Origin of the sequence: Streptomyces sp. NPDC021356 (assembly GCF_040641015.1) — a bacterium.
GTDB lineage: Bacteria > Actinomycetota > Actinomycetes > Streptomycetales > Streptomycetaceae > Streptomyces.
The window spans coordinates 87,176-110,456 of the sequence record NZ_JBFACU010000023.1; the positions used below are offsets into that span (position 1 = coordinate 87,176).

The 23,281-nt window shown below is 73.2% G+C and carries 21 protein-coding genes; 12 read left to right on the top strand and 9 right to left on the bottom strand.

What is annotated here, in order from left to right:
* The first annotated feature begins 7 nt into the window (after positions 1–7).
* The 4 genes from AB0G56_RS27885 to sbnA are packed head-to-tail and all read left to right on the top strand — an operon-like array spanning position 8 to position 6,482.
* Positions 8–3,280 carry an amino acid adenylation domain-containing protein gene (locus AB0G56_RS27885; protein WP_360974093.1) on the top strand — a complete coding sequence of 1,091 codons (3,273 nt, stop codon included), beginning with the start codon at positions 8–10 and terminating at the stop codon, positions 3,278–3,280.
* Between the two features lie 45 nt (positions 3,281–3,325).
* Entirely contained in the window at positions 3,326–4,330 is a 1,005-nt protein-coding gene (locus AB0G56_RS27890; protein WP_360974096.1) for a TauD/TfdA family dioxygenase, read from the top strand.
* Complete coding sequence (gene sbnB, locus AB0G56_RS27895) at positions 4,327–5,412, top strand: 2,3-diaminopropionate biosynthesis protein SbnB (RefSeq protein WP_360974099.1); 1,086 nt, start codon at positions 4,327–4,329, stop codon at positions 5,410–5,412. Before AB0G56_RS27890 ends, sbnB begins: the two co-directional genes overlap by 4 nt.
* Before the next feature lie 44 nt (positions 5,413–5,456).
* Positions 5,457–6,482 (top strand): 2,3-diaminopropionate biosynthesis protein SbnA, encoded by a 1,026-nt coding sequence (gene sbnA, locus AB0G56_RS27900; protein ID WP_360974102.1) that lies wholly within the window; start codon positions 5,457–5,459, stop codon positions 6,480–6,482.
* A 204-nt stretch (positions 6,483–6,686) separates the two neighbouring features.
* Here the strand turns inward: sbnA and AB0G56_RS27905 are convergent, their stop codons facing one another.
* Both AB0G56_RS27905 and AB0G56_RS27910 read right to left on the bottom strand, forming a co-directional pair.
* Positions 6,687–7,403: a response regulator transcription factor gene (locus tag AB0G56_RS27905; RefSeq protein ID WP_360974105.1), complete on the bottom strand. Its 717-nt coding sequence runs from the start codon at positions 7,401–7,403 to the stop codon at positions 6,687–6,689.
* A complete protein-coding gene (locus tag AB0G56_RS27910) occupies positions 7,400–8,809 on the bottom strand; it encodes a histidine kinase (RefSeq protein WP_360974108.1) in 1,410 nt (469 codons plus the stop codon). The genes AB0G56_RS27905 and AB0G56_RS27910 overlap by 4 nt, the downstream gene beginning before the upstream one ends.
* Before the next feature lie 264 nt (positions 8,810–9,073).
* On the opposite strand from AB0G56_RS27910, the gene AB0G56_RS27915 reads away from it, so the two are divergent.
* On the top strand, positions 9,074–11,323 hold the full coding sequence (locus tag AB0G56_RS27915) for an MMPL family transporter (RefSeq protein WP_360974111.1): 2,250 nt from the start codon (positions 9,074–9,076) through the stop codon (positions 11,321–11,323).
* A 215-nt stretch (positions 11,324–11,538) separates the two neighbouring features.
* On the opposite strand, the gene AB0G56_RS27920 is transcribed toward AB0G56_RS27915, so the two are convergent.
* Positions 11,539–12,756, bottom strand: a complete 1,218-nt coding sequence (locus AB0G56_RS27920; protein ID WP_360974114.1) for an IS110 family transposase — start codon at positions 12,754–12,756, stop codon at positions 11,539–11,541.
* Between the two features lie 458 nt (positions 12,757–13,214).
* Here AB0G56_RS27920 and AB0G56_RS27925 point away from each other — a divergent pair, with 458 nt between their 5' ends.
* Positions 13,215–14,249 carry a phosphotransferase family protein gene (locus AB0G56_RS27925; RefSeq protein ID WP_360974117.1) on the top strand — a complete coding sequence of 345 codons (1,035 nt, stop codon included), beginning with the start codon at positions 13,215–13,217 and terminating at the stop codon, positions 14,247–14,249.
* A gap of 5 nt (positions 14,250–14,254) precedes the next feature.
* A complete protein-coding gene (locus AB0G56_RS27930) occupies positions 14,255–15,478 on the top strand; it encodes an acyl-CoA dehydrogenase family protein (protein WP_360974120.1) in 1,224 nt (407 codons plus the stop codon).
* Between the two features lie 270 nt (positions 15,479–15,748).
* On the opposite strand, the gene AB0G56_RS27935 is transcribed toward AB0G56_RS27930, so the two are convergent.
* Complete coding sequence (locus AB0G56_RS27935; RefSeq protein ID WP_360974123.1) at positions 15,749–16,327, bottom strand: TetR/AcrR family transcriptional regulator; 579 nt, start codon at positions 16,325–16,327, stop codon at positions 15,749–15,751.
* Positions 16,328–16,415: 88 nt separating this feature from the next.
* On the opposite strand from AB0G56_RS27935, the gene AB0G56_RS27940 reads away from it, so the two are divergent.
* The 5 genes from AB0G56_RS27940 to AB0G56_RS27960 all read left to right on the top strand — a co-directional run bounded on the left by AB0G56_RS27940 (position 16,416) and on the right by AB0G56_RS27960 (position 18,575).
* Positions 16,416–16,952, top strand: coding sequence for a GNAT family N-acetyltransferase (locus AB0G56_RS27940; RefSeq protein ID WP_360974126.1), 537 nt, complete (start codon positions 16,416–16,418; stop codon positions 16,950–16,952).
* 223 nt (positions 16,953–17,175) lie between these two features.
* Positions 17,176–17,661 (top strand): fluoride efflux transporter CrcB, encoded by a 486-nt coding sequence (gene crcB / locus AB0G56_RS27945; RefSeq protein ID WP_360974129.1) that lies wholly within the window; start codon positions 17,176–17,178, stop codon positions 17,659–17,661.
* A complete protein-coding gene (locus AB0G56_RS27950; protein ID WP_360974132.1) occupies positions 17,658–18,053 on the top strand; it encodes a DUF190 domain-containing protein in 396 nt (131 codons plus the stop codon). The genes crcB (AB0G56_RS27945) and AB0G56_RS27950 overlap by 4 nt, the downstream gene beginning before the upstream one ends.
* Positions 18,050–18,424 (top strand): fluoride efflux transporter CrcB, encoded by a 375-nt coding sequence (crcB, locus tag AB0G56_RS27955; RefSeq protein WP_360974135.1) that lies wholly within the window; start codon positions 18,050–18,052, stop codon positions 18,422–18,424. Before AB0G56_RS27950 ends, crcB (AB0G56_RS27955) begins: the two co-directional genes overlap by 4 nt.
* Positions 18,425–18,449: 25 nt before the next feature.
* A complete protein-coding gene (locus AB0G56_RS27960) occupies positions 18,450–18,575 on the top strand; it encodes a hypothetical protein (RefSeq protein ID WP_360974235.1) in 126 nt (41 codons plus the stop codon).
* A gap of 87 nt (positions 18,576–18,662) precedes the next feature.
* On the opposite strand, the gene AB0G56_RS27965 is transcribed toward AB0G56_RS27960, so the two are convergent.
* From AB0G56_RS27965 to AB0G56_RS27985, 5 genes are all read right to left on the bottom strand, one after another.
* On the bottom strand, positions 18,663–19,463 hold the full coding sequence (locus AB0G56_RS27965; protein WP_360974138.1) for a 3-hydroxybutyrate dehydrogenase: 801 nt from the start codon (positions 19,461–19,463) through the stop codon (positions 18,663–18,665).
* A 41-nt stretch (positions 19,464–19,504) separates the two neighbouring features.
* Positions 19,505–19,996, bottom strand: a complete 492-nt coding sequence (locus tag AB0G56_RS27970; RefSeq protein WP_360974141.1) for an NUDIX domain-containing protein — start codon at positions 19,994–19,996, stop codon at positions 19,505–19,507.
* 78 nt (positions 19,997–20,074) lie between these two features.
* Entirely contained in the window at positions 20,075–21,685 is a 1,611-nt protein-coding gene (gene lnt, locus AB0G56_RS27975) for an apolipoprotein N-acyltransferase (protein WP_360974144.1), read from the bottom strand.
* Positions 21,686–21,840: 155 nt separating this feature from the next.
* On the bottom strand, positions 21,841–22,383 hold the full coding sequence (locus AB0G56_RS27980; protein WP_360974147.1) for a hypothetical protein: 543 nt from the start codon (positions 22,381–22,383) through the stop codon (positions 21,841–21,843).
* A gap of 105 nt (positions 22,384–22,488) precedes the next feature.
* Positions 22,489–23,274, bottom strand: a complete 786-nt coding sequence (locus tag AB0G56_RS27985; protein ID WP_360974149.1) for an aspartate/glutamate racemase family protein — start codon at positions 23,272–23,274, stop codon at positions 22,489–22,491.
* Positions 23,275–23,281 lie beyond the last annotated feature (7 nt).

A 23,281-nucleotide genomic window follows, 5' to 3' on the forward strand; every position in this document is an offset into this window, starting at 1 on the left:
GCATTCGATGGGAGCGCTCGTGGCAGCGGACAGGGACTACTGGACCGATGTGCTGACCGCCGGTGGGCTCACCCCCGTCCCCCGGTGGGCGCCGCAGCCGGTGCCCGGCGTGGCCGGACACGAGGAGACGGTGCCGGACCAGGTGGCCGGGGCGGTGCGCGCCCTGGCGGCCGAACTGGGAGTGCCGGTGAGCGCGGTGCTGCTGGCGGCCCACGCCAAGGTGCTGGCCGCGCTCTGCGGCGAGCCCGACGTGGTGACCGGTCACGCGGCGGGCGCGGGCGACCCGCTCCCCTGCCGGCTGACCATCGCGCCCCCGACGTGGCGCGGGGTGGTGCGCGCCGCCCGCCGCGTCGAGGCTGACCTGCTGACGCACCGCGACTTCCCCGTGGGCGAGCTGCGCCGGGAGCTGGGGCTGACCGAACCGGCGTACGAGGTGGTCTGCGATCCCGAGGGCAGCCGGGAGGGCGGGGCGGGCGGCACCCTGCCCCCGGACACCGTGCTGGCCGTGGCCTGGTCCGACCGGGACGCGCGGATGGCGCTGCGGCTGCGGTACCGCACCGACGTGCTGGACGCCTCGGCGGCGGCCCGGATCTGCGGCTACCACCAGACCGCGCTCAAACTGCTGGCCGCCGACGCGGACGCCGAGCACGCCCGGCAGAGCCTGCTGCCCGCCGAGGAGGTGCGCGAGCAGCTCGAAGGACTGGCCGGAGCCGAGCGCGTACTGCCCGACGCGCGGGCGCACGAACTGTTCGAGCAGCGGGTGCGGGACCGTCCCGATGCCGTGGCCGCGGTGCACGGGGAGCGCTCGTGGACGTACGGGGAGCTGAACGCCCGCGCGAACCGGCTGGCGCGGGCACTGCTGGCGCGGGGGCTGGGCCCCGAGGACGTCGTGGGGGTGGTCACCGAACGCGACCTGGACTGGCTGGCGTCGGTGCTCGCGGTGTTCAAGGCGGGCGGTGTCTACCTGCCGATCGAGCCGCACTTCCCGGCCGGGCGGATCGCCGCGACCCTCACCCGGGCGGACTGCCGCATCGTGCTCACCGAGCCGGACAGCACCGCCACCCTGGACGAGGCGCTGGCCACGCGGGCCCCGGGCATCGAGAAGCTGCTGGTCCAGACCGCGTACGCCGAGGACCACGCCGACGGCGACCTAGGTCTCGACGTGGGACCCGGCCGGCTGGCGTACATCTACTTCACCTCGGGTTCCACGGGCGAGCCGAAGGGCGCCATGTGCGAGCACGCGGGGATGCTCAACCACCTGTACGCCAAGATCGACGACCTCGGCATCGGCCCGGGGACGGTGGTGGCGCAGACGGCGCCGCAGTGCTTCGACATCTCACTGTGGCAGTTGCTGGCCGCACTGCTGGTGGGCGGGCGGACGCTGCTGGTGGAGCAGGACGCGGTCGTGGACGTCGAGCGGTTCGTGGACACCCTGGAGCGCGGCCGGGTCGGCGTGGCGCAGGTCGTGCCCTCCTACCTGGAGGTGGTGGCGGCCTACCTGGAACGGCACCCGCGCGACCTGCCCGACCTGGCCTGTGTGTCGGTGACCGGTGAGGCGCTCAAACGTGAACTGGTCCAGCGCTGGTTCGCGCTGAAACCGGACATCGCCCTGGTCAACGCCTACGGCCTGACCGAGACCTCGGACGACACCAACCACGAGGTCATGCGCGCGGTGCCGGACCGGGTGCTGCTGGGCCGTCCCGTCGGCAACGTGCGGGTCCTCGTCGTCGACGAACACCTGTCCCTGGTGCCGCTGGGCGCGCCCGGCCTGATCGCCTTCTCGGGGGTGTGCGTGGGCCGCGGCTACGTCAACGACCCCGAGCGCACCCGGGAGGCGTACCGGCGGGACCCGTACCGGCCGGGCGACCGGCTCTACCTCGCCGGCGACTGGGGACGCTGGCACCCCGACGGCAAACTGGAGTTCCTCGGCCGGCGGGACAGCCAGGTCAAGATCCGCGGGTTCCGGATCGAGATCGGGGAGATCGAGAACACGCTGCTGCGGGTGGAGGGGGTGCGGGACGGCGCGGTCGTCGTCGCCGAACTCGCCGGGCGCAGCGCCCACCTGGTCGCCTTCTACACTGGGCGGCGGCTGGAGACCGAGGAGCTGCGGCAGGCCCTGGGGGCCGCGCTGCCCGCGTACATGGTGCCCAGCGCCTTCCACTGGCAGGACGGACTGCCGCTGACGGCCAACGGCAAGACCGACCGCAAGGCCCTGACCGCCCTGGCCGAGCGGACCGCCGAGGACGACACCGCCGGCGGCGGCACGAAGGAGGCTCCGCGCACCGCGACCGAGCGGCGGCTGGCGGACGCCTGGGCCGAACTGCTGGCAGTGCCCCCGGACCGTATCGGCCGCGGCGACCACTTCTTCGACTCCGGCGGCACCTCGCTGTCGGCGGTCAGACTGACCATCGCCCTGGACCGGGCCGTCTCCCTGAAGGACATCACCCGTCATCCGGTGCTCGCCGACCTCGCCGCGCTCCTCGACGGTGCCTCCCCGAACCGTTCGGAGCTGCTGCAGCCGCTGTCGGCGCGGGCGGAGGCCGGTGCCTGCGCCCTGGTGTGCTTCCCGTACGCGGGCGGCAACGCGGTCAACTTCCGGCCGATGGCGAGCGCCCTGGCCGGCAGTGGCCTCGCGGTGTACGCCGCCGAGCTGCCGGGCCACGACCTGGCGGGCGCCGACGAGCCCTTCGCCCCGCTGGAGCAGGTGGCCGAGCGGGTCGTGGCCGAGATCCAGGGGCGCGGCCTGGCGAAGGTCATGCTGTGGGGCCACTCTTCCGGGGCCGCCCTGGCCGTGGAGACGGCACGGCGGCTGGAGGAGCGCGGGGTGCGGGTGGTGCGGGTCTTCCTGGGCGCCCAGTTGCCGGGGACGGCCGCCGAACGCGAGGCCGCCGTCGCGGAGCTGACCGGGCGCGGCGACGCGGAGATCGCCGTACGGCTGAGCGCGGACAGCGGCTACACCGAGCTGGGCGAACTGAACACGGCCCACGCCGAGCACATCGGCGCGGCCTACCGGCACGACTGCGTCTCGGCGCACCGCTACTTCGCCGCCGCCCTGGAGGACCGGCCCGCGCTGCGCCTCGCCGCACCGGTGACCGTGGTCGTCGCCGCCGACGATCCGCACACCGCCGGGTACGGCGCACACCACCGGGCCTGGCGGTTCCTGGCCGACCAGGTGGACCTGCACGAACTCCCCGACGGCGGCCACTACTTCCCGCGCACCCGGCCGGACGGGGCGGCACGGGCCGTCCTGGGCGCCACCGAACTGCTGGCGTCCTCCTGACCGCGCGGGCCCACGACCACACCACCCGACGAAAGGAACACCGAGATGTCGTTCTCGTCCCCGGCGTCACTGCTGGAGGTGGAGCTGCGACCGGACCGGCCGCCGGTCCTGCACGTCGAGCCGCCGGCCGACGCGGCCGGGTGGGCGGCCCAGTACCGCGAGGCGGTGCGCGCGCAGGTCACCGAGCACGGCGTGATCCTGGTGCGCGGCCTCGGGCTCAGGGAGCAGGAGCAGGTCCGGGCCGTCTTCACCGCGCTGGCCGGTGAACCGATGGCGGAGCGGGAGGCGTTCGCCGTCCGGCAGTCCTACGGCTCCGGGCTGTACTCCTCGACCGCCTGGCCGGACAACCAGCCGATGTGCATGCACCACGAGCTGAGCTACGCGCTGCGGGTCCCCTCCCTGATGCTGTTCGCCTGCCTCACCGCGCCCGCCCGGGGCGGCGCCACCGCGGTGGCGGACGCGGAGCAGGTGCTCCAGGCGCTGCCGGCCGCGCTGACGCAGCGTTTCGAGCGCGAGGGCTGGCTGCTCACCCGCAGCTACAACGACGAGATCGGAGCCTCGCTGGCCGAGTCGTTCGGCACCGAGGACCGTGAGACCGTCGAGAACTACTGCCGCGCGCACGGCATCGAGTTCGACTGGCGCGAGGACGGATCGCTGCGCACCCGCCAGCGCCGCAGCGCCGTCGTACGGCACCCGGTCACCGGCCGCCGCTGCTGGTTCAACCAGGTCGCGTTCCTCAACGAGTGGACGCTGGCACCAGAGGTGCGCGAGTACCTGGTGGACGAGTACGGCGAGGACGGGCTGCCGTTCAACACCCGTTACGGCGACGGCACCCCGATCGGCGAGGACGTCGTCCAGCAGCTCAACGCCACCTACGAAGAGCACACCCGGCGCGAGCCCTGGCAGGCGGGTGACCTCATGCTCGTCGACAACATCCGCACCGCGCACAGCCGCGAGGCCTTCACCGGCGAGCGGCGGGTGCTGGTGGCCATGGCCGAGCCGCGGTTGCTGGCCGACGGCGCCCCGAACCAGGAAGGAGAGCGGCGATGACCTCCGTGACGTCCCCCGCAGCCACCGGGTCCCCGGCCGGCGGCCCGGCGCGCGTGCCGTCCTTCGCCGTGATCTCCGGCGGCCAGGTGCAGCAGGCGCTCGAGGGCCGCGAGAAGGAGATCGTCGAACTCGTCGAGGCCACCTACCGGCTGCACGGTGCCGGTAAGACGGTCAACCCGCCGTCGTACTTCCTGCGGTTCCCCGACCGGCCCACCTCCCGGATCATCGCGCTGCCCGCCTCCGTCGGCGGGCCGGTGGGCGTGGACGGGCTGAAGTGGATCTCCAGCTTCCCGGAGAACGTGCGGGCCGGGGTGCCCCGGGCCTCGGCGGTCCTCATCCTCAACGACCACGACACCGGCTATCCGTTCGCCTGCCTGGAGAGTTCCATCATCAGCGCCACCCGGACGGCGGCGTCCGCCGCGCTGGCCGCGGACCGGCTCACCCGGACCCGGCCGCGCCCGGCCCGGATCGGCTTCTTCGGCACCGGCCTGATCGCCCGTTACATCCACACGTTCCTCGCCGGCACCGGCTGGGACTTCGACTCGGTCGGCGTGCACGACGTGTCCGCCGACAGCGCGGCCGGCTTCTGCGGCTATCTGCGCCAGGCGGCCGAAGCCGCCGGACAGCGCCCCCGGATCGCCGTGCACGACAGTCCGGAGGAGCTGATCCGCTCCAGTGACCTGGTCGTCTTCGCGACCGTCGCGGGCGAACCGCACGTCACCGACCCGGCCTGGTTCGACCACCGTCCGGTGGTGCTGCACGTGTCGCTGCGCGACCTCGACCCGCGGATCCTGCTGGAGTCGGCCAACTTCGTCGACGACGTCGAGCACTGCCTGAAGGCGAACACCTCGCCGCACCTGGCCGAACAGCTCACCGGTGGGCGGGACTTCCTGGACGGCACGCTCGACGACGTGCTGACCGGGCGGGTCGAACCGCCCGGCGACCGGACAGTGATCTTCTCCCCGTTCGGCCTCGGGGTCCTCGACCTCGCCGTCGGCGGTTACGTCCACGGCGAGGTGGCCCGGGCCGGCGACCTCCACGTCGTCGACGACTTCTTCCACGAGCTGCGCCGGTACGGCTGAACGTCCGTCCCCCCGGTCCTCGGCCCCGGCATCAGGAGGTTAGCGTGCCCGTCATCTCCGCTCCCCACGCCTTCAACGAAGGCCAGCTCTACGTCGACCTCCGGCCGATCTTCGGACGCTCGCTCTACCTGAAGTGCGAGGGCTTCAACTTCGCGGGCTCGATCAAGCTGAAGGCCGCGGTCGAGATGGTGGAGGCCGCGGAGCGGGACGGGCTGCTGGGCGAGGACTCGGTGCTGATCGAGTCCTCGTCCGGCAACCTCGGCGTCGCGCTCAGCATGATCGCGGCCAGCAAGGGCTACCGTTTCCTGTGCGTCACGGACTCCCGCTGCAACCTGTCCACCAGACTGCTGATGGAGGCGCTGGGCAGCGAGGTCCACGTCATCGCCGACCTGGACGCCAACGGCGGGTTCCTGGGCGCCCGGATCGACTACGTGCGCGCCCTGTGCGCCTCCGACGAGCGATACGTGTGGCTCAGCCAGTACACCAACCCGGGCAACTGGGGGGCGCACTACCGCCGTACGGCACCGGAGATCGCCGGCCAGTTCCCGCGCCTGGACGTGCTGTTCGTCGGCGCGGGCACCACGGGCACCCTGATGGGGTGTGCGCGGTACTTCCGCGAGTGGCACCGGCCGGTGCGGATCGTCGCGGTGGACACCGTCGGTTCGGTGGCCTTCGGCGGCAAGCCGGGCCGCCGGATGATCCCCGGCCTGGGCATGAGCATGCGACCGCCGCTGCTCGACGAGTCCTACGTCGACGAGGTGATCCAGGTCGAGGAGGCGGACACGATCCGCGCCTGCCACCGGCTGGCCCGGCGGGGGTTCCTCTTCGGCGGCTCGACGGGCACGGTGGTCAGCGGTGCCATGGCGTGGCTGGCCGAGCACGACGAGCGGGACCTGACCGCGGTGGCCATCGCCCCGGACCTCGGCGAGCGCTATCTCGACACGATCTACCAGTCGACCTGGCTGGCGGACCTGTACGGCGATCAGGTGCTCGACCCGCAAGGGCTGACGGCCGCCTCCCGGAACGCCGGCCCGGTGACCCGGACCCCGGACGGGCCCCCCGAGCCGTAGGGCAGGAGCGGGGACGGGACCGCGGGGGTGGGGCGGCGTGCGGACCGCGTGGCCCCGACCGCGGCTCGGACCGCGTGGCCCCGCTTCTCCCGGGTCTCGGCCTTGCGTCCTCCTGGCCTTGCGTCCTTCCGGCCTCCTGCCTTCCGGCCCTCCGTCCTCTCGGCCTTCCGGCCTTCCGTGGAGTTCCGCCGGTCGGCCGCGGTGTCAGTCCGCGTCGGCCGGCTGCCGGACCTCCACCAGACCCGACTCGTACGCCGCGATGACCGCCTGTGCCCGGTCACGGACGGCGAGCTTGTCGAAGACGCTGGTGATGTAGTTCTTGACCGTGGAGACGCTGATCTCCATGGCGCGGGCGATCTCGTTGTTGTCCAGGCCGGTGGCCAGCAGCCGCCAGACCTCCACCTCGCGCGGGGTGAGGCCGGCGACGGTCTCGGGGGCGGCCTGCCGGCGGTCGCGGGGCGCCGCCGGCCCGGTCCTGACGTAGGCGGAGATCAGCCGGGTCAGCAGGCGCGGCGCGACGGCTGCCTCACCGGACCGGACGGTGCGGATCGCGGCGACCAGTTCCTCGGGCGAGCTGTCCTTGGGCAGGAAGCCGCAGGCACCGGCGCGCAGCGCGGCGACCACGTACTCGTCCATGTCGAAGGTGCTCAGCGCGAGCACCCGGCACTCGGGCAGGTCGCGGGCGAGCCGCTCGGTGGCGGCGACGCCGTCGAGGACCGGCATGCGGATGTCCATCACCACGACGTCGGGGCGGTGTTCGGCGGCGAGCGCGACGGCCTGCTCCCCGTTCTCCGCCTCGGCGACCACGGTGACGGACGGGGCGGGGCCGAGGATCAGCGCCAGACCACGCCTGACGAGCGGCTGGTCGTCGGCGATCAGCACGCGGATGGGGTCAGTCGCCCCGGTCACGGCTTCGGTCACCGTCGTCCCTCCCTGCCCTCGCCCGGTCCTCGCTCGTCCGTGGTCCCTGCTTCCCGCGGCAGGCTCGCCAGGACCCGGAAACCGCCCCCGGGCAGCGGACCGGCCTCCAGCGTGCCGCCGTGCAGGGCGACACGTTCCCGCATGCCGATCAGACCGTATCCGCTGCCGCCGCCCGGGGCGAGCGCCTCCGTGTCATCCGTGCCCCGGTCGGTGACGGAGACCGACACCCGCTCCGGCAGCCAGGCCAGGCGGACCTCCACCGGGACGGTCGGCCCGGCGTGCCTGCGGGCGTTGGTCAGCGCCTCCTGGGCGATCCGGTACAGCGTGAGCCCGACCACCGGGGGCAGCCGCCGGGGCTCGCCGTCGACGACGAGGGCGGCGGGCTGCCCGGCCTGCCGGGACTCCTCGACCAGGCGGTCGAGGTCGGCAAGGCCGGGCTGCGGTGCCTCCGGGGCGCCGTTGCGGGCGGCCGGCGTGTCGTCGTCGGCTCGCAGGACGTCGAGGAGCTGCCGCATCTCGCGCAGCGCGAGCCGTCCCGACTCCTCCAGGGTGACCAGGGCGTCGCGGACGACGCCGGGGTCGTGGCCGAGGTTGGCGCGGGCGCCGCCCGCCATCAGCTGCATCGTGGTGATGCGGTGGGCGACGACGTCGTGCAGTTCCCGGGCGATCCGCCTGCGTTCCTCGGCCACGGCCCGGTCGGCGAGGAGCCGGCGGTTGGCCTCCGTCTCCTGCTGCCAGCGGTTGATCACCAGGGCGGCGGCCACGATGAGGCCCGCGGCGAGGCAGGCGCTGGTCAGGTTCAGCCATCCCGGCGCGGAGGAGAGGTCCGGGGTGAGCAAGCTGGTGCCGACGGCTCCGAGCGCCGCGGCGGCCGTCGCCCAGGGGCGGCCTGCCCGGACGGCCGAGTACAGGGCGACGGCCAGGACGGCGCCGAAGTGCTGGTCCATCGGCACCGTCAGGTTCAGCAGCGCGCCGAGCGCCAGGATGGCGGCCATGACGGTCAGCGGACGGCGCCGCCGGAAGAGCAGGGGCAGCGCGGACACCACCAGCAGCAGGACGCCCACGCTGGACACGGGCACGCCGGTGATCTGCGGGAACGCGGTGTAGCCGACGAGGTCCACGACAGCCGCGCCGACGGCCACCAGGGCGTCGTTGCGGGTCCAGGGCAGCGCGTCGCCGTCCGGCAGGGCGCGCCGGACGGCGGGGCCCAGGCGCGGGGCCTCCGCACGGGGACGCGCCCGGGCGGGACTGAGGCGCGCCGGCTCGGCGCCGGGGCGCGCCGGCTGGACGCCGGGGGGCGCCGGCTGCGCGGTGGTGCTGCGGCGGGTCCGTGCCGTGGTGTTGCGGCGCATCTGTGCCGTGGTGCTGCGGCGCATCTGTGCCGTGGTGCTGCGGCGCGTCGCCATAGGTGTTCCTCTCCGCCGCTGCGGTCCCGGGCGGCCCGCCGGGCCCCGATATCCCGATGCTCTGCTCCCGTCGATTGTCGCAGCGGAAGGCGCGCCCGGTCTCCGCCCCAGGGCCGAGAGCGGACCAGGACCACGGTCCCGGTCCGCCGCACCTCCGGCCCCACGGCCCCCTGCGGCTTTTCATCCCGCGCTCGGACGATCTCCGCGCATTCGGCTGATTCGCTGGAGGGGCACTGTCCGAGACCACACAGAAAAGGAGTCCTCGTGATACGCGCCCTGACCGGATTCTCCACGCGAAATCCGTGGAAGGTCATCGCCCTTTGGGTACTGCTGGGAATCGGACTCACCATGGTGGGTCAGGCACTGATGTTCCGTGCGACGGAAAGCCAGCTGGGTGATTTCCTGCCCGCCAAGTACGATTCGGCGGCGGCGCTGAAGGTCGCCGAGGACAAGTTCGGGATCAAGCCGGACGCCAACTCGGTGACGATGCTGGTGAAGCGGACCGACGGCAAGCCGCTCGACGCGGCCGACCAGCGACGGGCAAAGGCCGCCGCGGCGGGCCTGGGCCGGCAGCGGGTGGCCATGCCGAAGACCGCCGACCAGCCGGACTTCCTCACCGAGGACCATTCCCAGACACCGAAGATAGGCCCGGGAACGGTGGCCCCTCACCGCGATTTCATCCTGTTCCCCGTCGGACTCTCCGGGAATTCCACCGATCCCGGTCTGCAGAACGTCTTCAAGGAATTCCGCAAGGCGGCGAGCGGAACGTACGCGCACGAAGGCCTGCGCACCGGATTCACCGGCGGCCTGGCCGACACCGTCGACGGCGACGAGGCGGGGAAGACCGTCAGCACCGTGGCGGGCCTGCTCACCGTCGGCCTGATCGTACTGCTGAACGTCCTGGTGTTCCGCAGTGTCATGGCGGCACTGCTGCCGCTGCTGGCGGTCAGCCTCGTCGGCGGGGCCGCCGCGGGGACCGTGGTCGGCACGGCGCTGCTCACCGGGATCAAGCTGGACCCGTCCACGCCGTCGCTGATCAGCGTGGTGCTGCTCGGTATCGGGATCGACTACTTCCTGTTCCTGCTGTTCCGCTTCCGTGAGCGGCTGCGCGCGCAGCCCGACCGCGACGCCCGCGGGATCGCCGGTGAGGTGGCCGGGCGCGTGGGCTCCGCGATCACCTCGGCGGCCCTCACCATCGTAGCCGCCTTCGCCACCCTCGGCTTGGCGAGCTTCGGGCAGTTCCGCGTGCTCGGCCCCGCCATCGCGATCTCCGTCCTCGTGATGCTGCTGGCCAGTCTCACCTTCATGCCCGCCCTGCTGGCGGTGGCCGGGCGCAGGATGTTCTGGCCCTCCCGGGCGCTGCGGCGAAAGCCGCGCGAGGGTACGGCCGGGCGCTTCGCCGCCGCGGTCGCCCGGCGGCCGGTGGTCGTGACCGTCGGTGCCGTCGCGCTGCTGGGCGCGATGGCCGCCGGGACCGTCGGAATGAAGATGGACTACGGCACGGGCAGCGGCGCCACCGGCACCCCGGCTGCCGCCACGGCCGCGGAGATCTCCCGTGCCCTGCCGGCCGGCGTCTCCGACCCGACCGGTGTCTACGTCACCAGCAAGGACGGCGGCCCCCTCGACCGGCAGGGCGTCGACGGCCTGGCCCGGGCGCTCGGCCGCACACCGGGCGTCGGCCAGGTGGCCCCGGCCGTCTTCGACAAGGCGCGCGACGCCGCCCGGATCGACCTCTACCTGACCGCGGACCCGCAGAGCCAGAAGGCACGCGACCTGGTCTCCGGGCCGGTGCGGACGACCGTCGCGCGGCACACGCCCCCGGGCGGCGAGGCGCACGTGGGCGGCACGGCGGCGATCTTCGCGGACATCGCCACCGCCGTCTCCGAGGACCTGGAACTCGTCTTCCCCGTGGCCGCCGCGCTGATCGCGCTGATCCTGCTCGTCCTGCTGCGCAGCGTCCTGGCGCCCGCCGTGCTGATGCTCGCCGTCGGTCTCGGCTTCGCCGCCACGCTCGGCGCCTCCACCCTGGTCTTCCAGCACCTGCGCGGCGAACCCGGCGTCAACTTCACCCTGCCCCTGGTGCTCTTCCTGTTCGTGGTCGCGCTGGGCACGGACTACAACATCCTCATGAGCGACCGCATCAGGGAGGAGATGGGGCGCCCGGGGCCCGCCCGCTCGGCCGTGGCCCACGCCGTACGGCACACGGCGCCGGCGGTGGCCACCGCCGGTCTGGTGCTGGCCGGTTCCTTCGGCAGCCTCTCCGTGAACCCCTCACCCTCCACCCAGCAGATCGGTTTCGCGACGGCGCTCGGCATCCTGCTGTCGGCGTTCGTCCTGTCGACCGCGCTGGTTCCGGCGCTGGCGGCGCTGCTCGGCCGCGCCCTGTGGTGGCCCGTCCGCCCGCGCCGACCCGCCCTGTCTCAGACGCCCCAGCCGCCGTACGGCCCCGGGCGGCAGGACGCGGCGGACTCGGGGCGCGCTCCGGCCCCGTACGACCGGATCGGCACGAACTGAGCGTCACCGGTGCGCCGGGGGTGCTGCGGCCCTGCGGCCTGCGGCGCTCCCGGCGCCGTCGCGGCCCCCGGCTGCGCGGCCTCGGGGGTGCTGCGGTCCCCGGCTGCGCGGCCTCGGGAGTGCCGCGGCCAAGGCTGGGGCGGCCCCGGGGGGTGCCTCTATGTCGTTCGTCAAGGCACCCCTGTCGGGTTTGGGGTGATTCGGTCTTGCTGGGGTCATGCGGCGAGCTCGACGTCTGCGGGCATGCGGGATTCGTAGAAGGTGCCGTCTCGGAGCATGGCGAACAGGACGCTGATGCGCTGGCGGGCGAGGCGGAGGAGGGCCTGGGTGTGGGTTTTGCCGCGGGCGCGTTGCTTGTCGTAGTAGGTGCGGGAGGCGGGATCGGCGTTCATGCAGGCGAAGGCGGAGAGGAACATGGCGCGTTTGAGCTGGCGGTTGCCGCCTCGGGGCGCGTGTTCGCCGTGGATCGAGGTCCCCGACGACTTTGTGGTCGGGGCGAGTCCGGCGTAGGAGGCCAGGTGGGCGGCGCTCGGGAAGCTGGTGCCGTCGCCGACGGTGACCAGCAGGACGGCGGCGGTCCTGACGCCGACGCCGGGCATCGACGTCAGGACCGGGGAAAGAGGGTGGGCCTCCAGCAGGGCGTTGATCTGGGCTTCCAGGGCCCGGCGCTGTTCGTGGACAGCGGCGAGAGAGCGGGCCAGGGAGGGCACGACGATGTCGAGGGTGCCGGTCCCCGGGACCACGACGGTCTGCTCGTCCAGGGCGTCGAAGACGTCGTCGATCAGTCGCTGGGCCATGCGTGGGGCCTTGGGCCGGATGAGTTCGACAAGTCTGCGGCGGCCGGCTTTGCGCAGTGCAGTCGGGGAGCCGTAGCGCTCCAGAAGCCAGGTGACGGCCTGGTGGTCGAGGCGGGGACCCAGGACGCGTTCCAGTGATGGGTGGAACTGGGTGAGCAGGCCGCGGATGCGGTTGGAGGTGCGTGTGGCCTCGGCCGCGAGGTCCTGGTCGAAGCCGACGAGGACCGTGAGTTCGGCGGTGATCTCGTCGGTGAGTTCCAGGGAGCGCAGGGTGTGTGGCATGGTCCGGGCCGCATCCGCGATGACCGCGGCGTCCTTCGCGTCGGTCTTGGCCTCGCCCGGATACAGGTCGGCGATCCGACGCATCGCGAGTCCGGGCAGGTAGGCGACCTTGCAGCCCGCGTCCCGGGCGACCGTGAGCGGGAGGGCTCCGATGGATGCGGGCTGGTCCACGATCACCAGGACCGTGCCGAACTTCGCGGTCAGCTTGTCGAAGACTGCCCGCAGTCTCGGCTCGCTGTTGGGCAGCTGCTTGTCGAGGACCTTCTTCCCGGCCGGAGTGAGCCCATGGCCGTGGTGAGCGGTTTTGCCGACGTCCAGGCCGAGGAACACCCCCACGTCTTCGGTGTCGAACATCGCGCCCTTCCAGGAGAGTCGAACGTGCCGGCCTCGGCAGTGGTGTCGTACGCGCGCAGCCACGTTATGCAGACCTGCCGCCCGCGAGCTGTCCGGCATTGCGCCGGACCAGGCGGTGGCCGGACCTCTCATCAGCGTCTCCGACGGCACCTCCCAGGCCCGGTGACACCACCCCCCAGGTCATCCGTTCGACAGGGGGACACAGACATGCCGGGCCCGGAGGCCAGCGGCCCTCTTGCAGGACCACGAAGAACATAACGGGGGCTGCGGTGCACAGCTTCTGCGGCCGTCCCGATCACTGCGGCCTACGGTCGGCGTGGCAGCCCCCGGGGGATGCGGGTGGTTCGCGGACGTGCCGCCCGAGACGCGGATCACTTTCCCGTCACGCGCACTGGACGACATACCGACTAGTCGGCATGATGGTCGGGACCTGCCCCGACCCGCCCCAGGAGCGCCGGATGAGCCCCGACCACCCGCCCGGACTCGATCTCGACCGGCTCCGCGGCCTGCTCGACCGCGAGCGGCCCGGTCTGGTCCAGGGCGCCCTGACCGGCCGGCTGATCGAGGGCGGGCGGTCGAACCTGACGTACGCCGTCTCGGACGACACCACCCGCTGGGTCGTCCGGCGGCCTCCGCTGGGGCACGTACTGGCGACCGCGCACGACATGCGGCGCGAGCACCGCGTGATCAGCGCACTGCACCCGACGCGCGTGCCGGTGCCCCGGACCGTGCTGCTGTGCGAGGACGAGGAGGTGCTGGGCGCGCCGTTCTACGTCATGGAGTTCGTCGAGGGCACCCCGTACCGCTCCGCGGGGCAGCTCGCGCCGCTCGGCGCGGCACGCACCCGCGCCGCGGTGCTCTCCCTCGTCGACACCCTCGTCGACCTGCACGGGGTCGATCCCGGCGAGGTGGGCCTCGCGGACTTCGGCCGTCCCGAGGGCTTCCTGGACCGGCAGCTGCGCCGCTGGGGCAAGCAACTGGACGCCTCCCGCAACCGCGACCTGACCGGCGTCGACGAGCTGCACGCCGCCCTCGGACGCGCGCTCCCCGCCTCCCCGGCCCCCGCCGTGGTGCACGGCGACTACCGGCTCGACAACGTGCTGATCGGGCCGGACGACCGGATCCGTGCCGTCCTCGACTGGGAGATGTCCACGCTCGGCGACCCGCTCACCGACCTGGGCCTGCTCGTCATGTACTGCAGCCCGCTGGGCATGCCCGACTCCCCGGTGTCCACCACCGCGGAGGCCCCCGGGCACCCCTCGCCCGCCGAACTGATCGAGCGGTACGCCGCGCGCTCGGGGCGCGACGTGTCCGCGGTCTCCTGGTACACGGCGTTCGCCTGGTTCAAGCTCGCCGTGATCCTCGAGGGCATCCACTACCGGTACACGCTCGGCCAGACGGTCGGCCGCGGTTTCGACCGCATCGGTGACCTGGTCCCCGTCTTCATCCAGCACGGCCTGACCACTTTCCACGAAGGCCTCCGGGAGGGCTGATCGTCATGGACTTCGCGTTCGACGCACGCACCGAGGAACTGCGCGCCAAGCTTCTCGCGTTCATGGACGAGTACGTCCACCCCGCCGAGGAGACCGCCCACGAGCAGCGCGCCCACCTCGCCTCGCCGTGGGAGAACCCCCCGGTGGTGGAGGAACTCAAGGCCGAGGCACGCCGGCAGGGCCTGTGGAACCTGTTCCTTCCTGACGCCGAGCACGGCGCCGGTCTGACCAACCTCCAGTACGCGCCGCTCGCCGAGATCATGGGCCGCTCCCCGCAGTTGGCACCCACGGCGACCAACTGCGCGGCCCCGGACACCGGCAACATGGAGGTGCTGGCCCAGTTCGGCGACGAGCGGCAGAAGAAGCAGTGGCTCCAGCCGCTGCTCGCGGGTGAGATCCGCTCGGCGTTCGCGATGACCGAGCCGGAGGTGGCCTCCTCGGACGCCACCAACATCACCACGCACATCGAGCGGGCCGCCGACGGCTCGGACGAGTACGTGATCACCGGCCGCAAGTGGTACATCTCCGGGGCGATGCACCCGGACTGCAGGATCTTCATCGTGATGGGCAAGACCGACCCGGACGGGGCGGACATCCGGCGCCAGCAGTCCATGGTGCTCGTGCCGCGCGACACGCCGGGCGTCACGGTGAAGCGGGCGATGCAGGTCTTCGGGTACGAGGACCACTACCACGGCGGCCACGCCGAGGTCGTCTTCGACCACGTGCGCGTCCCGGTGTCGAACCTCATCGGCGAGGAGGGCGGCGGTTTCGCCATCGCCCAGGCCCGCCTCGGTCCGGGCCGCATCCACCACTGCATGCGGCTGATCGGCATGGCCGAGCGGGCGATCGAGCTGATGTGCCGGCGGGCGGTGTCCCGGACGGCGTTCGGCAAGCCGCTGGCCCAGCAGGGCGTGGTCCAGAACTGGATCGCGGACGCCCGCGTCCAGGTCGAGCAGTTGCGGCTGCTGGTGCTGAAGACGGCCTGGCTGATGGACACCGTCGGCAACAGGGGCGCCCACACCGAGATCCAGGCCATCAAGATCGCCACTCCGCGCGCGGTGGTCGGCATCCTGGACCGGGCGATCCAGCTCTACGGCGCCGGCGGTGTCAGCCAGGACTTCCCACTGGCCGAGCTGTACGCCGGCGCGCGCACGCTGATGCTCGCGGACGGCCCGGACGAGGTGCACCAGCGGTCGCTGGCGCGGCGGGAGTTGAAGAAGTACTTGTGAGTGCCGGGACCGGCGGGGCGGGGGCGGCCTCCCCCGCCGCGGCCCTTGCTGCCCCTACCGCCCCGTAACAATCCTGACCTGGGGCAGCGGTGGGAAGACATACGACAGCAACAGGCGCAGGTGGTCGGCGCAGGCCGCCGCCACAGGCGCAGGCGCAGGCGCAGGCCGCCGGTGACCGCCCGCAGGCCGTGCAGCCCGCGGGCGCCGAGGTGAGCCGGGGCCCGCATCCGGCCGTCGCGTCGGCGCGTCGGCGCGACGGAGGCCCGGGCCTCAGCCGCCCAGGAGGACCAGCTGATGCCGGACGGCCGCGGTGACCCGCTGCTCGTCGTCGGTGGCGAGGAGGTCGAGCAGCGCCCCCCGGAGCACCGCGAGCGCCAGGGTGCGGCGGGTGGCGCCGTCCTCGCCGTCCCGCTCCGCCCGGGGCTGGCAGGCCGCCAGCACGTCGAGCCAGTCGTCGACGGTGGCCCGGGCGAACCCGGCCCACGCTCCGCCGGGCTCGACGAGGGAACGGCCGTACGCCTCGCCCCACAGCCGCAGCAGCGGTCGGTGCTCGGCGGCGGCCAGCCACGTCCAGACCCGCTCGACGGCCGGAGCCAGTCCGACGGGCCGGCCGGCCCGCCTGAGGTCGTCCAGGATCGCCAGCTCATCGGTGCGGGCCCGGGCCAGCAGCGCCCGCACCAGCCCGTCCTTGGTGCCGAAGAGGAACAGCAGGACGCGGGGGCTGGAGCCGACGGCCGTGGCCAGCGGACGAAGGGACAGACCGGCCAGGCCGTGGACGAGCACGTACCGGTAGGCGGCTTCGAGTAGCTCGGTCTGCCGTGCGGAGGGGGCTGCCACTCGCGGGGACATACGGCTAGCCTAGCGTTACTGAAACAGTCGTGTCAGTACGACGCCGGCGGACGGACCGGCAACCCGGTCACGGGGAGGAGGACGAGCCATGTCACAGCGGGAACACCGGCCCCGGGTCACCGTGCGCCGCGCGGACCGCCCCGGCGACCTCGGCTGGGTGGTGATGGCGCACGGCGAGGTGTACGACCGGCAGTTCGGCTGGAACACCGACTTCGAGGCCCTGGTCGCCGGGATCGTCGCGCAGTACGCGGCGGAACACGACCCGGCCCGTGAGGCCGGCTGGATCGCCGAGGCCGACGGCGAACGCGTCGGCTGCGTCTTCCTCGTGTCCGGCGACACCCCCGCGGTGGCCCGGCTGCGCATCCTGCTCGTCACCCCGGCCGCCCGCAGGCTGGGCGTCGGCAGCCGCCTCGTCGAGACCTGCCTGGACTTCGCCCGCGCGGCCGGGTACGAGCAGGTGACGCTGTGGACCAACGACGTACTGGTCTCCGCGCGCCGGATCTACCGCGCGTTCGGCTTCGCCCTCACCGACGAGGAACCGCACCACAGCTTCGGTCACGACCTGGTCGGCCAGAACTGGACTCTCGATCTCGCCCGCCGGCCGGTGCCCCAGGGCATTCGGTGACGGCGGCGCGGTCGTGACCGCCCCGCGCACCGGGACACGGACGGCGGCCGTGAAAGGGTCCCGCGTGCACGGTAGGCTGGTCGGGCGGCGCCGATCCGTTGCGCCGCGCGGCGGTGGGGCCCGCCGCACCCAACCGCGGCGACGACGCCGCCAACGGTCCCTGCTTGCGACGCGCGTGCGCCCGAGGACGTACCGGGCGCCGTCCGAGTAGGAGTACTGCCGTATGGAAGAGGCGCGACCCCGGCTGCTGGGCGAACCCACCGACCCCGACGTAGAGCTGCGCGGACCCGCGCGGCGGCGTGAGCCGTCGGCCGGGCAGTGGCCGGTCGTGGCGGCCGTCTCGGCGGGCGGCGCCGTCGGAGCGACGGCCCGCTACGGGGCCTCGCTGCTGTGGCCCACCGCCACCGGCACGTTCCCCCTGACGACGTTCCTCGTGAACGTGATCGGTTGCGGCGTCATCGGTGTCTTCATGGTGGTCATCACCGACGTGTGGGCCGCCCACCGGCTCGTCCGCCCGTTCTTCGGCACCGGCGTGCTGGGCGGCTTCACCACCTTCTCCACCTACGCCGTGGACATCCAGCGTCTCCTCGACCAGGGCCGCGCGGCCACGGGGCTGGCCTACCTCGCCACCACCATGCTCGCGGCGCTGGCGGCCGTGTGGACCACGGCCAACCTGACCCGCCGCGTGATCGAGCGGAGGAAGCGATGACCCGGCTCACCGGCAGCGCCCTGCGGCTGACGATCCTCGTCGGCGAGAACGACACCTGGCACCGCAAACCCCTCTACTCCGAGATCGTGCACCGGGCGCACCGGGCCGGCCTCGCCGGTGCCTCCGTCTTCCGCGGCATCGAGGGCTTCGGCGCGTCCTCGCTCATCCACACCACGCGGCTGCTGTCGCTGAGCGAGGACCTGCCGGTGGCCGTCGTGATCGTGGACACCGAGGAGCGCGTCCGCGCCTTCCTCCCCCAGCTCGACGAGCTCGTCACCGACGGCCTGGTGGTCCTCGACGGCTGCGAGGTCGTCCTGCACCGCCCCGCACCGGCCGGACCGGCCGGGTCCGGGGGCGCCCCCGCCGGGGGACCGGACGGAGGAACGGCGTGAACTGGCTGCTCGTCGTCGTCGGCGCCATGATCGGTGCCCCGCTGCGCTACCTCACCGACCGCACGGTCCAGGCCAGGCACGACACCGTCTTCCCCTGGGGCACCTTCACCGTCAACATGGCCGGCTGTCTCACCCTCGGTCTGATCACCGGCGCGGTACTCGCGGGCGGCGCCTCCTCCGACGTCCAACTGCTGCTCGGCACCGGACTGTGCGGTGCGCTCACCACCTACTCGACGCTGTCGTACGAGACCCTGCGACTGGCGGAGGAAGGCGCCCGCTTCTTCGCGGCGGCCAACGCGGTCGCCAGCATCGTCGGCGGTCTCGGCGCGGCCTTCACCGGGGCTGCCCTCGCGCAGTCGATCTGGGCCTGACGGCCGGACCTGCCACCCGCTCGTCGTGGGCGGTGACACGGCCGATGGTGCGGTCCAGGAATCCGGCGACGTCCCGCTCCCCCAGGAGCAGGCCGAGGAAGCCGGAGTCCTCGGCGGCGGCGCCGTCGCCGGTGCGTCCGAGCAGCCGTAGGGCCTCCCGGCAGCGCCGCGCGTCCGCGTGGGCTGCGGTGGCGTGTCGCGGTGGGCAGCGAGCACCACACGGCGGCGACGGCACAGGTCAGTGGGCGGTCCAGCCGCCGTCGAGCACCAGCGAGGTGCCGGTGACGAAGGACGCGTGCGGGCCGCAGAGGTACGCCACGGCCTCGGCGACCTCCTCCGGTTCGATCAGGCGTTTGACGGCGCTGTCCTGCAGCAGCACCTCGGACAGGACCCGCTCCTCGGGGATGCCGTGGGCCTGCGCCTGGTCGGCGAGTTGCTTCTCGACGAGGGGGGTGCGGACGTAGGCGGGGTTGACGCAGTTGGAGGTGACGCCGTGCGGGGCGCCTTCGAGGGCGGTCGTCTTGGACAGGCCCTCCAGGCCGTGCTTGGCCGCCACGTATGCCGACTTGTAGGCGGAGGCCCGCAGTCCGTGCACCGACGAGATGTTGACGATCCGGCCCCACCCTTGTGCGTACATGTGCGGCAGTGCGCCGCGGATGAGGCGGAAGGGTGCCTCCAGCATCACGGTCAGCACGGTGTGGAAGACCTCGGGCGGGAACGCCTCGATGGGACGTACCAGCTGGAGTCCGGCGTTGTTGACGAGCACGTCGGTGCCGGCGGCCGCCCGTTCGGCGGCGTCCAGGTCGGTGAGGTCGAGGACCCGGACGTCGACGGTGCCGGCGAGGGAGCCGGACCGTTCGGCGAGCGCGGCCAGTCCGTCCGCGTCCCGGTCGACGGCTCTGACCTCGGCGCCCGCGGCGGCCAGCCGGAGCACGCAGGCGCGGCCGATCCCGCCGGCGGCGCCCGTGACGAGCGCGGTGCGGCCGCCGAGGTCGAGCGGGAGGCTTTTAGGGGCGGGGCGCGGGCCGGACGAGGTCATGACTCGACCTTAGGCAGCGCCCCGCCCCGCCACACATGGGCTCAACCCATGCTTACGTCAAGATCGGCGGGGTCGAACCACGTGGGGGCGTCGGACAGGGCCTGCTTGATCCGGAACAGCGCGAACTCGTTCAGGGCGGGCAGCGCGTCGACCGCGAACCATCCCACTTCGAGCGACTCGTCGTCGTTGACCCGTGCCTCGCCGCCCACGGCACGGCAGCGGAAGGTGATGTCCATGTACTGGCAGACGTCGCCGTTGGTGTAGGTGACGGGCTCCAGCGCCTGGACCAGGACCACTCGCTCGGTGACGCAGTGCACCGCGGTCTCCTCGTACACCTCCCGGACCGCGCAGGCGGCCGGCTGTTCCCCGGGCTCGGGGATCCCCCCGATTACCGACCACTTGCCGGTGTCGGAGCGGCGGCCCAGCAGGACCCTGCCCTCGTCGTCGAAGACGAGGGCGGTGACCCCCGGGAGCCACAGCAACTGGTTGCCCGCGGCGGCCCGGATCGTACGGATGAAGTCAGGAGTGGCCATGGACCGACCCTAACGGGCCCCAGCCCCCGGCCACCGCACGGACCGTGCGGTGGCCGGCGGCGTACGTCCGGCGTACGGTTACGCGTCCTGGGCGCGCCGACCGCGCACACCGGCCCCGATCGCCCAGCCCACGCCGCCGGCCGCGACCAGCACGAGGGCGATCTCCGGCAGGACGCCCAGCTCGGTGGCGGGCGTCCGCGAGGAGCGCAGCGGCACCTTCTGGACCAGGTGGGCGGGGACGAACATGCCGGTCTTCTGCGTGATGCGCCCGTCGGGCATGATGATCGCGCTGACGCCGCTGGTCACCGGGACGGTGACGGTACGGCTGTGCTCGACCGCGCGGACGCGGGACATGGCCAGCTGCTGGTAGGTCATCTCGCTGCGGTCGAAGGTCGCGTTGTTGCTCGGCACGGAGATCATCTGCGCACCGTGGGTGACGGTGTCGCGCACGGCCCAGTCGAAGGCGGCCTCGTAGCAGGTGGCCAGGCCGATCCGGGTACCGGCGACGGAGAACACGCCCGGTTCGGTGCCGCGGCTGAAGTCCTGGCGGACCATCGAGGTCCAGTTCTTGTTGATCGCGCCGAGCAGCGAGCGCAGCGGCAGGTACTCGCCGAACGGCTGGATCTGCCGCTTGTCGTAGGTCTGCACGGGTCCCTCGGCCGGGTCCCACAGGATCTGCTCGTTCCACAGCTTGCCGTCGCGCTCCACGACGCTGCCGACCGAGATCGGCGCCCCGATCGCCTTGGCCGCCTGATCGACCACCATCCGCGCGTCGAGATAGGTCATCGGGTCGATGTCGGAGGAGTTCTCGGGCCAGAGCACGACGTCGGGGCGGGCGGCCCTGCCCGCCTTCACCTCCGCCGCCAGCCGCTCGGTCTCCCGCGCGTGGTAGTCGAGCACCGCGCGGCGCTGGGCGTTGAACTCCAGACCCGAGCGCGGCACGTTGCCCTGGATGACGGCGACGGTGGCGGTGCCGTTCTCGGCCTTGTCGCTCACGAGGGTGCGGGCGGCCACCGCTCCCGCCACCGGCACGGCCACGCTGAGCAGCGCGACGGCGGCGGCCGACCGGCGCACCGTCCGGGTCCGCCGTCCCTCGACCGCCAGGCGTACGGCCTCGTACAGGCCGAAGCCGCACAGGACCACCGCGAAGCCGAGCACCGGGGTGCCGCCGAGCGCGGCGAGCGGCAGGAACACGCCGTCCGCCTGACCGAAGGCGATCTTGCCCCAGGGGAAGCCGTGGAAGGGCACGCGCGCGCGTGCGGCCTCACCGGCGATCCACAGGGCCGCCGCCCACACCGGCCAGGCGGGCAGCCTGGACACCGCCGCGATGCCCACGCCCACCAGGGCCACGAAGACGGCCTCCGCCGCGACCAGCGCCAGCCAGGGTCCGGGGCCGACCTCCACACCGGTCCACACCAGCAGGGGCAGCAGGAAGCCGAGGCCGAAGAGGTAACCGAGGCCCAGCGCGGCCTTCCAGCCGCGGCCGCGCAGCGCCCAGCCGAACCCGGCGAAGGCCGGCAGCGCCAGCCACCACAGGGTGCGCGGCGGGAAGCTCACGTAGAGGAGCACGCCGGACAGTGCCGCCACGGCGGCGGGTACGAGTCGTACGAGCCTCGTCGGCCAGGGTGCCCGGGCGGACCGCGGATGCAGCCGGTCCGACTCGTCGACGGAAGTTGCGGTGACGGTCACCCCGGGAGTGTACGGCGACTGACGTTCCCCTTGACAGCGCGGTTCGCGGGGCGGCCGGCGGGCTCCGGCGTGCGGGCAGGCGCCGCGCTGGCGGGGCCGGAGTGCCGTGTCGTTCCCCGCGCGCGGGGGTGTGGACGCAGGTGGCGGGCCGCCGCTCAGGCCCGGCCGGGCGTCGGCGGGCCCAGACGGTCCTTGATCACGCGCACGGCAGACTCGGCGTTGTCGACGGTGATCGTGAAGGTGTGGCCGTCCCACAGGCTCAGCACGATGCCCTCACCGCGCCGGACGACCACCGCGGTGCCCTTCTCGGGCCGCCAGCGGTAGCCCCAGCCGCCCCAGTGGCGCGGGGTGACGTGGGGCGCGAACTCGGCGCCCGCCACGTGGGCCAGCGGGATGCGGCGGCGTGGCAGCCCGATGTGGCCGCAGCGCACTTCCAGGGACTCCTTGTCGACCTTCAGCGCGACATGGACGAAGGCGAGGGTGCCGAAGAGGACCAGCAGTCCGGCCGCGATGCAGCCCACGACGGACATCACCAGCGCGGGCACCCCGGAACTCCAGGCGGAGTCGACGGCCAGTTCGATGCCGAGGGCCAGACAGGCGGCTCCTACGAGCGCCAGCAGCCACTGGAACCGGTTGGTGGCGCGCCCCGTCCACACCTCGGGATGCGGGCCGTTCTCGACGTGGGAGTGGTCCCTCATGCCATCGAGGTTACTCAGGTTTCGCCGCCTGGGTAGCGCGTCGCACACGGGGAGTGTCCTGTGCCGCTCGGCGGCGGCCCGCGGGGGTCGCCGCGCCCCCGTGCGTCAGCGGGCGGGGGTGACCGCCTGGAGGAGACGGCCCTCCGTGTAGGCCAGGGCCGGGGCGGGCAGGGCGCCCTCCTGCCCGTTGAGCAGCACCGTCACGGTTCCGTCGGCCGCGGCCCGCGGCTCGGGCCGGGCCCCGAGCCGGCGCAGCGCCTGCGCGGCGACGGCGCCCGCCGAGCCGTGCAGGACCAGCGGGGGGTGCCCCGGCCGCTGCACGGCCGAACGGATGCGCTCGGCGACGAGTTCGTAATGGGTGCAGCCCAGGACTACGGTCGTGACGTCCTCGGGCGTCAGCGCGGCGGCGGCCGTGACGGCCTCGTCGATCGCCGCCTGGTCGGCGTGCTCGACGGCTTCGGCCAGACCCCAGCAGGGCACCTCGGTGACCGGTACGCCGTCGGCGAAGTCACGGATGAGGTTCCGCTGGTAGGGGCTGCCCGTGGTGGCGGGTGTCGCCCAGATGGCGACCGGTCCCCCGCCGGCGGCGGCCGGCTTGATGGCGGGGACGGTCCCGATGACCGGGAGGCCCGGCTCCAGGTGCTCGCGCAGGGTCGTCAGCGCGTGCACGGTCGCGGTGTTGCAGCCGACGATGAGGGCGTTTGGACCGTGCGCTGCGGCGGCCTCGGCGACGGCGAGGGCGCGCGCGGTGAGATCCTGCGGGGTGCGGGGTCCCCAGGGCATCCCGGCGGGGTCGAGGGACAGCACCAGATCTGCGTCGGGCCGCAGACGCCGTACCGCGGCGGTGGCCGCCAGCAGCCCGATTCCGGAGTCCATGAGCGCGATCTTCACCCGGCCA